Here is a 13,066-nt window from a genome sequence, read left to right on the forward strand (position 1 = left end):
GCTCAGGATAGTAACCCCTGATCGCGGTAGGCGCGCCAACCGCCGTACTCGGTGATGTCGGTGCCCTTCTCGGCCGCGTCGTGGGCGCAGCAGAACCCGGTGACCCAACGTCCGTCCGACAACTCGACGGGACCGAGGCCCATCGGCGCGGGCAACCCGGCGAGGAAGGTGCCGAGCGCGGCGGCGGACATCCGGTACAGCTCTCCGGCTATGGGTGCGCCGTCCCCTTCCCGCCGCACCAGACCGGGCTTGGGCGGTGTGGTGTGCAGATCCACGAGTCGATAGTCCGCAGACGTGGTCACCTCGCCGCTGAACCGTGCGCCCCGATCGGTCAGTTGGCTGTGCACCGGAAAACCGTGCAGGTGCGCTCCTACGACCAACACCTCGATACCGTCGTCGATCAGCGAGGGTGACGGCACTTCGCTCAGCCGAGCAGCGAGGTCGATCGCGATCTGATCCTCGAACGCAGGGACGACGAACATCACTCCGAACGGATTGCCGTCCGACGTCGGGGCACCGGGGACCGCGACCGCCGCCATGTCGAGCAGGTTGCAGAAGTTGGTGAACGTGCCGAGGCGTCGGTTGATGCCGACCGGATCTGCCTGCACTGTAGCGATACTCGGATGTTCGGTGGTGGTGGGCAGCAGTAGACCGTCGACCTCGCGTAGCAGTTCGCGGGCAGCCGTCTTGGCCTGGGTGAGTGTGCCCAGATCGTCCACGTAGCGGTGCGCGGACGGGCCGGCTGCAGAGCGGACGATGGCAGCGACCGTGGGATCGGCACCGTCCGGCGCGGTATCGAGAAATTCTCCGACGGCCGAATAGCGTTGCGCCACAATGGCTCCGTCGTACAGCAGTGTGGCCGCATCGAGGAGATCCGAGATGTCGACTTCGAGGTGGGTGAAGCCCTTGTCGGCCAGGCCTGCGACCGTCTCCTCGAATGCCCGACGGTAGTCCGGGCTCAGCGATACCAGATCCGCGGCACGTGGAACGGCGACCCGGGGCTCCGGCGACGCGGCCAGTCGAATGTCGGCGGGCCAGGCCCGGCTGCGTGGATCGGTGGTGGTCGGACCGGTCATCACTTTGATTGCTGCCGTGGCACTGTCGAGATCGTGGGCCAGAACGGTGACGCAGTCGTAGTCGGCGCAGGCGGGAACGACGCCGGTGTTCGGCACGATCCCCAGTGTCGCCTTGATGCCGACGAGTCCGTGGAACGCGGCGGGAACTCGCCCGGATCCGGCTGTGTCGGTGCCGATTCCGATGTCCGCGATCCCCAGTGCCACCGCCACTGCCGAGCCGGAACTGGACCCGCCCGAGACCAGCGTGGGGTCCCAGGCGCAGCGCACTGCTCCGTAGGGGCTGCGGGTGCCGACCAGTCCGGTGGCGAATTGGTCCAGGTTGGTCTTGCCGAGTATCAGAGCGCCCTGGCTCGTCAATCGCTCGATGGCGACGGCGGAGACTGCTGGTGTGTAGGCGAATTCGGGGCACGCCGCAGTAGTGGGCAGACCGGCGACGTCGATGTTGTCCTTGACCGCAACCAGCACGCCGGCGAGCGGCAGATCTGCACCTGCCTCAAGTGCGCGTTCGAGCGCCACCGCCTCGGCCAGTACGTCGTCCTCGTCGCGCAGGGTGATCCACACCTCGGGTCGGTCGACCTCCGCGATTCGCTTGTACGCCTGCAGAACTCGTTCTCGTACCTCAGGCAGCATCGATCTTGCCTCTCTTGTCGAATTCTCCGGCTGCCGACCACGCGTCCCGCTCGGCCCCGAAGGCCACGGCCTGAGTCGCGCGGAACTCCGCGATGGATTCGGCGTTGGACTCGAGGAAGTTCTCGTGCTCGGCGAGCGAGAACTCACCGTCGGTGATCTCGACTCCACCGCCTCGGCCTGCCGCGAGATCCGCGCGCAGGTCCATCAGCTCCTCGGGTTCGACCGAGTACCAGGAGATTCGGTCGAAGAACCGCAACAGCCACGGGGTTCCTTCCTCGAACGGGCCTCCGCTGTACGTGGCACTGTGGTTCCACACCTGCGTGGTTCGGCCGACGAACTGGTATCCGCCGGGACCCTCCATGCCGTAGATGCAGAGGTATGCCCCGCCGATGCCGACGGCATTCTCCGGCGTCCACGTGCGTGCCGGGTTGTACTTCGTCGTCACCAGGCGGTGACGCGGATCCAGCGGAGTCGCCACCGGGGCACCGAGGTACACGTCACCGAGCCCGAGCACCATGTAGTCCGCCGCGAAAATGGTATCGAAAACGTCTGCGACGGAACCGAGTCCGTTCATCCGCCTGATGAATTCGATGTTCCAGGGACACCACGGGGCGTCGGCACGCACGCCGTGCATGTACCGCTGAATTGCTTCGCGGGTCGACGGGTCGTCCCACGAGAGCGGGAGCCGAACCTGACGGCTGGGGACCACGAGTTCCGAGGCGGCAGGAAGATCATCCTCGACCTCGGCGAGCAGACCCATCAGCGAATCGATCGACAGCACATCGGGATTCACCTTGACCTGCAGTGAGCGGATGCCGGGGGTCAGATCCAACAGGCCTCGGGGCGCGATGGCTTCGACACGCTGATGCAGCGCGTGCACCCGTGCTCGCAGGGTGAGGTCGAGTTTCATGTCGCCGTATTCGACCAGCACGTTGTCGTCCCCAGATCGCCGGTAGGTGACGCAGGTATCGGCGTCACGCCGAGCGATGACGCCGTCGTCCCCGTCACCGCCGGCGGAGAAGACCGCGGGTAGTGATGCGCGCCGAGCGAGGCCGAGCGATCCCAGCGGCGCGGTGGCTGCAGCCCGGACCGGCACGAATCGGATGGTGTCACCGGGCCGAAGCTGGCCGAGCTTCCAGCGTTCGGCCGCGACAACGGTGACAGGACAGACGAATCCGCCGAGACTCGGGCCGTCGGGGCCGAGCAGGATCGGGGTGTCGCCGGTGAAGTCCAATGCCCCGACGCTGTAGGCGTTGTCGTGGATGTTCGACGGGTGCAATCCGGCCTCGCCGCCGTCGGCGCGAGCCCACTGCGGCTTGGGTCCGATCAGCCGAACTCCGGTGCGATCGGAGTTGAAGTGGACCTCGTAGCGGGTGGCGTAGAGGGTGTCGATGTCGTCGCGGGTGAAGAACTCGGGTGCTCCGTGTGGGCCTTCGGTGACGGCGATGTCCCAGTTGGACGTCAGCACCGGCAGGTGTTCCATCGGGATCGGTCCGAGGACGGCGGAGTTGTCGGAGCGGCCGGCCAGTCCGATGATGTCTCTCTCGCCCAGGATGCCGCCGCGATGTCCGCCGAACTTACCGAGCGTGAATGTCGCTGCGCTGCCGAGGTAGTCGTCGACGTCGAGGCCGCCCTGGATCAGGACATACACCCGCAGACCGTGTCCGGTGGTGGTGCCCACATCCAGTGTTGCTCCGGCAGGTACCAGAACCGGTCGCCACTGCGGGGCCGGTCGGCCGTCGATGCGCACCGGCACTGCGGCACCGGTGACGCAGACGTAGGTGTCGGCGTCGAACGTCAATGCCGGTCCGGCCATGGTCGATTCGAGGCCGGGTGCGCCCTCGGGATTGCCGAGCGCGGTGTTGCCGAGCCGGAACGACAGATCGTCCATCGGTCCCGACGGCGGCACGCCCACCTTCCAATATCCGACGCGTCCCGGCCAGTCCTGCACGGTCGTGATCATGCCGGGCCGCTGCACGGTCATCTTGGCGGCCTTACTGTTCACAGCGGTCATGATCGCGTCACGATCATCTGCACTGCGGTGGGCTCGAACCCGTTGCAGGGGTTGTTGATCTGCGGGCAGTTCGAGACCAACACCAGGGTGTCGATCTCTGCACGCAGCGAGAGCGTCTTACCGGGGGCCGACAGACCGTCGACGATGCCGAGGGTGCCGTCGGCGTCGACGGGGACGTTCATGAAGAAGTTGATGTTGGGGGCCAGATCTCGCTTGCCGAGTCCCCACTTGGAACCCTCGATGAGGAAATTCTCGACGCACGCGTGCTGGTGCTGGGTGTGATGGCCGTAGCGCAGGGTGTTCGATTCCTTGGAGCACGCACCGCCGACGGTGTCGTGGTTGCCGACCTCATCGTCGCTGATCGTCATCAGCGGTGTCGAATCATCGCTGCGGAGAACGGTTCCGGTGGTCAGGAACAGGTTCTGTTGCGCGGTGACGGTCGCGGCCGCGGAGTATCGCAGTGAGTGATCGTGTGCGGCGTACAGCAGGGTGTCCACGGCCTGATTGCCGTAGAGATCGACGATGGTCAGGACGTCACCGGCCTCGACGATTGCCGACCAGGGGCCGAACGCGGGAGCGATCTCGTCTCTCACTGTCACCGTGTTCACTGTGCTGGTAGTCATTGCGCTGCCTTCCATGCGTTCTCGGTGTTCTGCACTGCGCGCTGGTATTCCGGCTCGGTGTTGTCGAGTGTGAGCAGCTCTTCCGGTGCGCGCCAGGCCAGTACGTCGAGTGTCGTCGTGTCGTACTCGGGACTGGGGTTCAGTGGGTGAGCGGTGTTGGCGAGCAACACGATCACCGGCAGGTGGATCAGCAGATCCACCGAGCGGCCCGGTCCGGCCGAGCCGGTGCTGACGAGGCTCCCGTCCGCGTCGACGGTGACGCCGTGGAAGAACGACAGCGACGGTCCGACGTCGCGCGGCTCGAGTCCGTGCTTGGCCGCGGCGAGGGTGAACAGCTCGCGTCCGGCCGGAGCGGACGAATGCGGTCCGCTCACTCCGTATTTGGCGATGTTCGTCGCCGTGGACGTGGTACCGCACAGCGCGTCGTGGTGACCGGAGGTGTCGGCGACGATGGTCGCCAGCACGCGGCCCTGATCGGAGAGCAGGGGGTGGCCCGCGCTCAGGTACGCCTGCCACGGAACCTTGACGGTGTCGGCGGTGTTGAGGCGCTCCCACGGTGCGTCGACGCGATAGAGCAGCAGGTTGGCGCAGGCGGCGCCGTCGACGTCGACGAGGCGCAAGCGGGTTCCGCGAGCCAGAACCTTCGTGGTGTAGCTGCCGCCGGGCACCGATTCTGCCCACGTCAGTTGCGACACGCCCTCCGGTGCTGTGGGGGCCGGTGCGAGGGTCGCCTGGGACCGCGCGTGTTCCTTGGCCGAATGGGTGGTTGCTGTGCTCATGGTGGTTCAGGCTCCGATCGTGACGGGCTTCGGGTGGGCTTTGCCGCGGGGCAGGCAGGCGATGCCCACGACGATCACTGCGAGGACGGTCAGGGGTGCGGCCCAGCGCAGCAGTGGGAATTCGCCGGTGGGGTCGAAGATTTCGGCTCGTGGCCACGAGAGGTTGACCACCATGAGCCCGCCGTAGAGAACTGCGGCGATGTTGACCGGCAGGCCGAGGCGGCCGAGGGTGAAGAGCTTCTCGCCGTCGCTGTCCTTCTGCACGCCGCCGTGCGGCCAGCCCTTGAGTCGCTGGACCAGCAGCGGGACGGTCACCATCATGTAGGCGAGGTAGATGAGCACGATGCAGACGCTCGACAGGGTCGTGAAGATCGCGGAGTTGCCGACGTTCACGGCGAGGATGGCTACGCAGGCCAGGCCGATCAGCACCGAGGGTGCGATGGGAGTTCCGGTGCGCGAGTTGACCTTGGCCAGTGCAGCCGAGGCGGGCAGTCGTCCGTCACGGGCCATGGAGAACATCAACCGGGAGGCTGCGGTCTGGATGGCGAGGGTGCAGATGAACACGGCGATGGCGACGTCGACGAGCAGGACCTTGCCCCACGGCGAGGTGAGAATCGAATCGATGACGTACGGAAGTCCCTGCGTCGCAAGCTGACCGTCGGTGAGACTGGGTGCGGCCATCAGTGCGCCGACGATCATCAGGCCACCGCCGAGTGCCGATGCTGACAGGGCCAGGCGGATGGTGCGGGGCGCGACGCGTCGGGGATTGCGGGTTTCCTCGGCGAGCTCGCCCGCCGAGCCGAAGCCGACCATGACGTAGGCGGCCATCAGACCCGAGACGATCCAGGCCCCGATGTAGCCGGGATCGGCTCCGGCACTGCCGGTGTCGAAGACCACCTGCGGGCCGCGCTCGGCATGGGTGAAGAACACCAGCACGAGGGCGATGACACCGACGATCTCGCAGGTGACTCCGATGCTGTTGATGCGCGACATCCAGTTCACGCCGATGCAGTTGATGGTGGTCGTGAGTACCAGCAGAATCGAGCCCAGCACAACGGCATTGGCGGCACCGCTCGGCGAGGTGAGTGCCGTGTCCTCGCCGATCAGTTGGAATCCGCCCCAGATGCTGGGCAGCACCACCTGCAACGCGATTGCGGCGGCGGAGGCGGTGACGATCTGCGCGATGATCATGAACCACCCGGCGAACCAGCCGACCAGTTCACCGCCCATGCGCCGGGACCAGTGGTAGATGGCCCCCGAGATGGGATAGCGCGCGGCGAGTTCGGCGAAGTTCAAGGCGACCATGAACTGGCCGAGGAACACCAACGGCCAGGTCAGGAAGAAGGCCGGGCCGCCGAAGCTGAAGCCGAGGCCGAAGAGCTGGAAGATGGTGGTCAGGATCGAGACGAACGAGAAGCCGGCGGCGAACGACGCGTACTTGCCGAGGCTACGGTGCAGCTGCTGGTCGTACCCGAGGGCAGCAAGATCCGAATGGTCCGTCGTACGAACCGGTTCCGATCCCGCGCCGGGGGCCGGCAATGTTGTCGAGCTCATGTTCACTCCTACGGGCGAGGTGGGTGGTGAGTGACCGCCCGCTGCATCGCCGAGGCGGGTTTCTGTCAGTTGATAGTTTTCGGCACCGCCGTTCCCGGGCGGTGTCCGTCGTGAAACAAGCTCGTTTCGTCTATTTCGATCAGATGACAGAAATCTCACCGTCACGTGGACCTGACAAGATGCAGTCATGACCGGCGCAGGCAGACCACGGCTGAGCACAAAGAAGCGGGCAGGGGACACCGCTCGCGAGGAAATACTCGACGCCTCGGCTGAGCTGTTCACCACTCGCGGATTCACCAACACCTCGACCCGCGTCATCGCCGACGCTGTCGGACTGCGTCAGGCCTCGCTCTATCACCACTTCGCCACCAAGGACGACATCCTCGACGCACTTCTCAGCGGCACCGTCGACGCGCCGTTGGCCGTTGCGCAGCGAATCCGCGATTCCGGAGCCGAGGCCCCGACCCAGATGTACGCCCTCGCCTACTTCGACGCCGGGCAGCTGGCCGCGTCCACCTGGAATCTGGGCGCCCTCTACCTGCTGCCCGAGTTGCGCAGTGAGCGTTTCGAGGCCTTTCGAGACCACCGCTACACACTGATGAGCCTGTATGCGGCCATCGCGTCGGACACGCTGGTTGAACTCGGCTCCGAGCGCCGACCGGGCACGGAAGACCTGCCGTTTCGCCTGGTGGAGACCGTGGTGAACGCGCGTGCCGACCGCGAGAACGGACGCCGCGACCCTACGGTGGATGCGGCGGGGATTGCCGAGGCCGCCCTGCGGGTGCTCGGCTGGACCGCGGATGTCACCGCGTTGCACGAGAGTGCGGAAGCCCTGCTCGAGACGGTCGTCGGAATAGTCGAGGATTCTCGCTCCTTGCATTCGACATGACATCGATAGCAATAGTCGGAGCAGGTGCAGGTCTCGGAGCAGCAGTGGCGCGTAAGTTCGGAGCGCAGGGCTTCTCGGTCGGCCTGATCTCCCGCAACCAGGCCCGTGTCGACGCACTCGCTGATCAGCTCGCTGCCGAGGGTGTATCCGCCAAGGGATTCGTCGCCGATGTGCGCGATCCGGCCTCCATCGCCGCAGCGCTCGAGCAGGTCACCGAAACGCTCGGCCCCATCGAGGTGCTGCAGTACAGCCCGCTTCCGCAAAAGGACTTCATGCGGCCCGTGCTCGAGACCACCCCGGCCGACATGGTCGGACCGGTCGAGTTCTCCATCTACGGACCCATCGCCGCCGTTCATCAGGTGCTGCCGGGAATGCGATTCCTCGGCAAGAGCAAGGGCACGATCTTGTTCGTCAACGGCGGCTCTGCCGTGAAGCCCGGTCGTACGGTCACCGGCACATCCATCGCGTTCGCAGGCCAGGCCGCCTATGCGCAGCTGCTCAACGAGGAGTTGGCCGAAGAGGGAATCCAGGTGTCGCAGTTGATCATCGGTGGTGCCATCGACGGTAGCGATCCGAAGAAGAGCCCGGAGGCTCTCGCCGAGCAGCTGTGGAGCCTGCACACCGGGCGCGACAGGTTCCGGGTTCAGGTAGCCACGGACTGACTAGGCTTGCCGGCATGACATCGTTGCCCGACTGGGCTCAGAGCCTGGACCTGGCACCCCACCCGGAGGGTGGATGGTTCAAGGAGACCTGGCGCAGCGAGGTCACGATTCCACAGGCAGCTCTGCCCGACGGTTATCCCGGTCCCCGCGCGGCAGGGACGGCAATTCTGTTCCTGCTCATGCCCGGTCAGCAGTCGGCCTGGCACACCGTCCGCGGCACCGAGATGTGGCTCTATCACCGGGGCAGCCCGGTGCAACTCGACCTGGGTAGTGATGGAACCCAGCCGGGCGAGGTGACCACGCTGCTGGTTGCGCCCGAGTCTCCGCAGCAGATCGTGCCACCGTCGGTGTGGCAGCGTGCGCGGCCGGTGGGCGAGGAGCCGAGCCTGGTCAGTTGCATCGTCACCCCGGGATTCGATTTCGAAGACTTCCGGCTCGAGGACTCCCATGGGTAGGAAGCGCGAGTCCGCGGGAGGGCTGAAGCCCGGCCTGTTCGAGATCGATTCGGGCACCTGTGAATTGGTGCGCGACTCCTTCTCGGACGACGGGTGGGTCGTCAACGTCAACGATGTTCCGAGTTCGCACATCGACATGAACGACCCCACGGTGCTCGAGTTCGAGTACATGCGGTGGATCTCGGGACTGGTTCGAGCGCAGTGGGATTCGACGTTTCCGCTGCGCGCGCTGCATCTCGGGGGCGGGGCCTGCACGCTGGCACGCTCGTTCACCGCCGAATTTCCCGGTGCGCGTCAGGTGGTGGTGGAGCTCGACGGGAAGCTCTCGGAGCTGGTTCGTGAATGGTTCGACCTACCGCGGGCACCGCTGCTGCGTATCCGCGTCGGTGAGGCACGGGCCGTCACCGAGACGCTCAACGAGAACAGCCGAGACCTGATCGTGCGAGATGTGTTCGCCGGAGCCACAACTCCGCCTCCGCTGCTCACGGCCGAGTTCACCGAGCATGTTCGACGCGTTCTCTCACCCGGCGGCATGTACGTCGTCAACTGCGGTGATCGACGCGATCTCTCGCTCGCGAAGCAGGAGGCGTCGACCATCGGAAGCATATTTCCGCACACGGCGATTGTCGCCGATCCGGCGATGCTCAAGGGCAGGCGCTACGGCAACATCATCATTGCCGGCAGTGACGTCCCGATCGGGGACTCCCCGGCTCTGGCGCGGGAGCTTCTCGGCGGAGCAGTTCCGGCGCATGTGTGGTTGACCGACGAGGTCACGACTTTCGCGCGTGATGCAAAGATGTTGCGGGATTGAAGTACTGGGTTCCAAGACCCGCTCACAGCACGTCCTGCGCGAGTGTCATCAGGCGACGGTGCGCATCGGCTCCGGCGCGGCCTATTTCGTCCTGCGGTGCGCTGATCAGGACGTCGTTCTCGACGATCGTTCGACCGCCCACCATCAAGCGAGCAAGCGGTGGCGTCTGCCCGTAGGCGAACGCGACCACAGGGTCGTCCACGGCCGAGTAGAAACCATCGGTGCGCCAGATGGCGATGTCGGCCAGCTTGCCGACCTCGAGCGAACCGATCTCGCTCTGCCGTCCCAGTACCTTTGCACCGCCCAGGGTTCCGATCTCGAGTGCCTGACGCGCGGTCAGTGCTGTCGGACCGTACTTGGCTCGCTGCATGTACATCGCCTGGCGGACCTCGCCGGCAAGCGGCATCATCTCGGCCGAAGCGGAACCGTCCACACCGAGGCCGACGGGTGCGCCGGCCGCGAGCAGGTCCGAGATTCGCGCGATGCCTGCGCCCAGACGTGCATTGGAACTCGGGCAGTGCGCAATGCCGGTGCCGGTGGCCGCCATCTTCGCGATGTCGGAGTCGTGCAGGTGTACCGCATGGGCGAACCACACGTCGTCGCCGAGCCAGCCGACCTGCTCCATGTATTCGACCGGGGTGCAGTTCATCTGAGCGATGCAATGCTCCTCCTCGTCCAGAGTCTCGGCCAGATGGGTGTGCAGCCGAACACCTTTTGCGCGGGCGAGTTGTGCGGACTCGACGAGCAGTTGCTTGCTGATCGAGAACGGGGAGCACGGCGCGACGGCGATGCGGAGCATAGAGCCGAAGGAGGCGTCGTGATAGGTGTCGATGGCCTCGGCGGTAGCGGTGAGGATGTCGTCGAGCGTTTCGACCACCTCGTCGGGCGGCAGACCGCCGTCGGAGACGCCCCGGTCCATCGAGCCGCGGCACGGCTGAAATCGGACGCCGATGCGCTGAGCCGCGTCGATCTCGGCGGCGAACAGGTCGCCCCGGCCCTTGGGGAAGATGTAGTGATGATCGGTGCTCGTCGCGCATCCCGATTTCGCCAGCCAACCGAGGCCGGCAGCAGCTGCGCCACCGACGACCTCGGCATCCATCTTCGACCATGGCTTGTACAGCGCCACAAGCCATTCGAAGAGCGTGTTGTCCTTGGCGAGACCTTGAGAGGCCCACTGATAGAGGTGGTGATGGGTATTCACCAGTCCAGGCGTGACGAGGCAGCCGGACGCGTCGATGTTCTCTGCCCCGGCGAGGACCGGTGCCGAGCCGGATCCCACGGCGGTGATCTTCGTTCCTTCGATCACGAGATAGCCGGAGGGAATCTCGTCGCCGACAATGGGGGCGATATACGCATTGGAGATCACGGTGGTCATGTGTCGTCGGCCTTTCGAGTTGCTGCGACATCGTAAGCCCGCCGGAGCGTCGGCGCAGCGGAGCGGGTCTAGGGTGACGGTATGGCTCTCATTGCACAGTTGGATCTGACGTTCAAGCCCGAATCCCTTGCCGAAGCACGGGCGCTGCTGCGGACCGTTCTCGCGGACACCCGCGCGTTCGAGGGGTGCCTCGGCGTCGAGGTGTGGGTCGACGAAGAGAACGAAGCGCACGTCGTCGCGCACGAGACGTGGGAATCGGCGGAGGCCGACGCGAAGTACCGCGAGTTCCGCGCCGGACCGGGCAAGATCGTCGAATTGCCGCCGCTGCTCGCCGCAGCACCGTCGTTGACTAAATTCACCGTCGATTCCTCGGTGTAGCGGATTCGTCGATCCGGCCACCGGCCACGGTGGCCGGTTGTGGTCGACCGGTGAGGAACCCCTGCACCATGTCGGCACCGAGATCGGCCGCCACCCGCAATTCCGCGTCGGTCTCGACACCCTCCATGATCACGCCGGCACCGATCTGTCGGGCGAAGTCGATGATCGCCGTGGCCGCGGCGCGACGGAACGAGTCCCGGTCGATTCCGTGCACGAGTGCGTAATCGATTTTGAGGGTGTCGGGCCTGAGCTCGACGATGTGGCGCATACCGGCGAATCCGGCTCCGACGTCGTCGATGGAGATTTGAACCCCCGCGTCGCGCAGCTTCTCGATGGCGCGGGTCACCGCACGGTAGTCGTCGACACGTTCGTGCTCGGTGATCTCGAGGTGGAAGGTTCGGGTTGCCAGATGCGGACGCAACCGGTCGAGTAGGTCGGTGGTGCGGATGGTGTCGGCCGACGCATTGAGCGACACAAACGGCCCCGGTGGCAGCAGATGAACATCCGCTAGTGCCCGTTCCAGTGCGGCGCGTTCGAGCCGTGGACCGACGCCGGCCTCGGCTGCGTCGCGGTACCACGACAGGGGCGATCCGTGGCCGAACGGGAACCGCGACAGTGCCTCGTAGCCGACGGTCGAACCGGTGACCGTGTCGCAGATGGGCTGAAAGAAGATGTCGGGACCGCCGGATTCGATGAGCGCATCGATTCTCTGCCTGGCCTGTTCGCGGGCGTCCGCTGCGGACAGTCCCGTCTCCGGAAACTTTCCCGAGGTCCGTGCTTTGAAGCGATACATCTCGATGTCGGCGAGAGCGATCAACCGTCGGACCAGTACGTGTAGGCCGGTGTCGGCGGGTGGCGTCTCCACGGCCGAGCCCACACTGGTGGTGAACGGCGGGCCGTCGAACGATTCCTCCAGCGATGCGCGAATCCTGTTGTCCGATTCGGCGATCGACTCTCTGGTTCCGACGCTGACGACCACGAACTCGTCGCCGCCGAGTCGTGCGACCGCGGACTTGTCTCCCACCGCACAGGACAGGCGACGGGCGACCTCGACGAGCACTGCGTCACCGGAGGGATGGCCGAACCTGTCGTTGATGTGCTTGAACCGATCGATGTCGAGGACGGTCACTCCGACCGCTTGCTGTGCGCGATCCTCTGCCGGGGACAGGCGCAACGAGTCGACGGTATCGAGTAGCCCACGTCGGTTCCACAGGCCGGTCAACGGATCTCGCAATGCCCTCGCCGCGCTCGTTCGCAGCTGACCGATGTACGACTTGATCATGAAGGGTGCGGCGTAGAGGGACCCGATGGTGACCATCCGAGAAGTGGTGGACCATGGATCGGCGCCCTCCGAGACAGCCAGAGCGGCGAGGCCAGCGAGGGTGAGTGCGCCGATTGCCAAGTGAATCAACATGACACGGTGCGAGCTCGCGACGACGATGAACGCTGCGACGATCGAGAACATCGCGCAGCCGGGCATCGCGTCGAAGTGGGTTTGGAAGGCGAACAGAACGGTCACGATGCCGACGTCGGCGTAGAGGATGTAGACGATCGCCATCCTCGGGGACGCCCACGGCCGGAGGTACCAGGCAATCGCCACCGGCACCGTGGTGACGGACGCCAGGAGCACGGCGATCGACATGGGGTCGGAGAACTGACCGGCGGGGACCATCAGGGCCCCGGCGAGGCCGAATGTGAGCGTCATTCCGCTGATGAACAGCCGCACCCATCGTTCCTCCGCGGTGGGTGCGAAGTCTCCCGGTTCGGAAATGGTGACGCCCTCCGTAGAACCAGCCACTAACCTGCGTGAACGCTAGCAC

At 65.6% G+C, this 13,066-nt stretch carries 12 protein-coding genes; 5 read left to right on the plus strand and 7 right to left on the minus strand.

Annotation, left to right across the window (positions count from 1 at the left end):
• Positions 1-2: 2 nt before the first annotated feature.
• From atzF to K414_RS0106155, 5 genes are read right to left on the minus strand one after another with little or no spacing between them, the layout of a single operon-like run.
• A complete protein-coding gene (gene atzF / locus K414_RS0106135) occupies positions 3-1,706 on the minus strand; it encodes an allophanate hydrolase (RefSeq protein ID WP_027495143.1) in 1,704 nt (567 codons plus the stop codon).
• A complete protein-coding gene (locus tag K414_RS0106140) occupies positions 1,696-3,720 on the minus strand; it encodes a 5-oxoprolinase/urea amidolyase family protein (RefSeq protein ID WP_037218943.1) in 2,025 nt (674 codons plus the stop codon). Before K414_RS0106140 ends, atzF begins: the two co-directional genes overlap by 11 nt.
• Complete coding sequence (locus K414_RS0106145) at positions 3,717-4,343, minus strand: urea amidolyase associated protein UAAP2 (RefSeq protein ID WP_027495145.1); 627 nt, start codon at positions 4,341-4,343, stop codon at positions 3,717-3,719. Before K414_RS0106145 ends, K414_RS0106140 begins: the two co-directional genes overlap by 4 nt.
• The gene (locus K414_RS0106150) at positions 4,340-5,122 is read right to left on the minus strand and encodes an urea amidolyase associated protein UAAP1 (RefSeq protein WP_027495146.1); all 783 of its coding nucleotides are present in this window, start codon (positions 5,120-5,122) and stop codon (positions 4,340-4,342) included. The genes K414_RS0106145 and K414_RS0106150 overlap by 4 nt, the downstream gene beginning before the upstream one ends.
• A 6-nt stretch (positions 5,123-5,128) precedes the next feature.
• Entirely contained in the window at positions 5,129-6,676 is a 1,548-nt protein-coding gene (locus tag K414_RS0106155) for an amino acid permease (RefSeq protein ID WP_027495147.1), read from the minus strand.
• A 187-nt stretch (positions 6,677-6,863) separates the two neighbouring features.
• Here K414_RS0106155 and K414_RS0106160 point away from each other — a divergent pair, with 187 nt between their 5' ends.
• The 4 genes from K414_RS0106160 to K414_RS0106175 are packed head-to-tail and all read left to right on the plus strand — an operon-like array spanning position 6,864 to position 9,493.
• On the plus strand, positions 6,864-7,565 hold the full coding sequence (locus tag K414_RS0106160; protein ID WP_027495148.1) for a TetR/AcrR family transcriptional regulator: 702 nt from the start codon (positions 6,864-6,866) through the stop codon (positions 7,563-7,565).
• Positions 7,562-8,227 (plus strand): SDR family NAD(P)-dependent oxidoreductase, encoded by a 666-nt coding sequence (locus K414_RS0106165; RefSeq protein ID WP_027495149.1) that lies wholly within the window; start codon positions 7,562-7,564, stop codon positions 8,225-8,227. The genes K414_RS0106160 and K414_RS0106165 overlap by 4 nt, the downstream gene beginning before the upstream one ends.
• A gap of 14 nt (positions 8,228-8,241) precedes the next feature.
• The gene (locus K414_RS0106170; protein WP_027495150.1) at positions 8,242-8,682 is read left to right on the plus strand and encodes a cupin domain-containing protein; all 441 of its coding nucleotides are present in this window, start codon (positions 8,242-8,244) and stop codon (positions 8,680-8,682) included.
• On the plus strand, positions 8,675-9,493 hold the full coding sequence (locus tag K414_RS0106175; protein WP_027495151.1) for a fused MFS/spermidine synthase: 819 nt from the start codon (positions 8,675-8,677) through the stop codon (positions 9,491-9,493). Before K414_RS0106170 ends, K414_RS0106175 begins: the two co-directional genes overlap by 8 nt.
• A 22-nt stretch (positions 9,494-9,515) precedes the next feature.
• Here the strand turns inward: K414_RS0106175 and K414_RS0106180 are convergent, their stop codons facing one another.
• Positions 9,516-10,868 carry an 8-oxoguanine deaminase gene (locus K414_RS0106180; RefSeq protein WP_027495152.1) on the minus strand — a complete coding sequence of 451 codons (1,353 nt, stop codon included), beginning with the start codon at positions 10,866-10,868 and terminating at the stop codon, positions 9,516-9,518.
• A gap of 81 nt (positions 10,869-10,949) precedes the next feature.
• Between K414_RS0106180 and K414_RS0106185 the strand changes: the two genes are divergently transcribed.
• A complete protein-coding gene (locus tag K414_RS0106185) occupies positions 10,950-11,246 on the plus strand; it encodes an antibiotic biosynthesis monooxygenase (RefSeq protein ID WP_027495153.1) in 297 nt (98 codons plus the stop codon).
• Here the strand turns inward: K414_RS0106185 and K414_RS26185 are convergent.
• Complete coding sequence (locus tag K414_RS26185; RefSeq protein WP_235580063.1) at positions 11,224-13,044, minus strand: bifunctional diguanylate cyclase/phosphodiesterase; 1,821 nt, start codon at positions 13,042-13,044, stop codon at positions 11,224-11,226. The two genes, K414_RS0106185 and K414_RS26185, sit on opposite strands and share 23 nt — an antisense overlap.
• Between the last annotated feature and the right edge of the window lie 22 nt (positions 13,045-13,066).

The sequence above is a fragment of the Rhodococcus sp. JG-3 genome (assembly GCF_000482405.1).
GTDB classification, from domain to species: domain Bacteria; phylum Actinomycetota; class Actinomycetes; order Mycobacteriales; family Mycobacteriaceae; genus Rhodococcoides; species Rhodococcoides fascians.

What these genes read in the sequence shown, in the direction of transcription:
- atzF (WP_027495143.1), bottom strand. Translation starts at nt 1,706, where the DNA reads ATGCTGCCTGAGGTACGAGAACGAGTTCTGCAGGCGTACAAGCGAATC.
- K414_RS0106140 (WP_037218943.1), bottom strand. Translation starts at nt 3,720, where the DNA reads ATGACCGCTGTGAACAGTAAGGCCGCCAAGATGACCGTGCAGCGGCCC.
- K414_RS0106145 (WP_027495145.1), bottom strand. Translation starts at nt 4,343, where the DNA reads ATGACTACCAGCACAGTGAACACGGTGACAGTGAGAGACGAGATCGCT.
- K414_RS0106150 (WP_027495146.1), bottom strand. Translation starts at nt 5,122, where the DNA reads ATGAGCACAGCAACCACCCATTCGGCCAAGGAACACGCGCGGTCCCAG.
- K414_RS0106155 (WP_027495147.1), bottom strand. Translation starts at nt 6,676, where the DNA reads ATGAGCTCGACAACATTGCCGGCCCCCGGCGCGGGATCGGAACCGGTT.
- K414_RS0106160 (WP_027495148.1), top strand. Translation starts at nt 6,864, where the DNA reads ATGACCGGCGCAGGCAGACCACGGCTGAGCACAAAGAAGCGGGCAGGG.
- K414_RS0106165 (WP_027495149.1), top strand. Translation starts at nt 7,562, where the DNA reads ATGACATCGATAGCAATAGTCGGAGCAGGTGCAGGTCTCGGAGCAGCA.
- K414_RS0106170 (WP_027495150.1), top strand. Translation starts at nt 8,242, where the DNA reads ATGACATCGTTGCCCGACTGGGCTCAGAGCCTGGACCTGGCACCCCAC.
- K414_RS0106175 (WP_027495151.1), top strand. Translation starts at nt 8,675, where the DNA reads ATGGGTAGGAAGCGCGAGTCCGCGGGAGGGCTGAAGCCCGGCCTGTTC.
- K414_RS0106180 (WP_027495152.1), bottom strand. Translation starts at nt 10,868, where the DNA reads ATGACCACCGTGATCTCCAATGCGTATATCGCCCCCATTGTCGGCGAC.
- K414_RS0106185 (WP_027495153.1), top strand. Translation starts at nt 10,950, where the DNA reads ATGGCTCTCATTGCACAGTTGGATCTGACGTTCAAGCCCGAATCCCTT.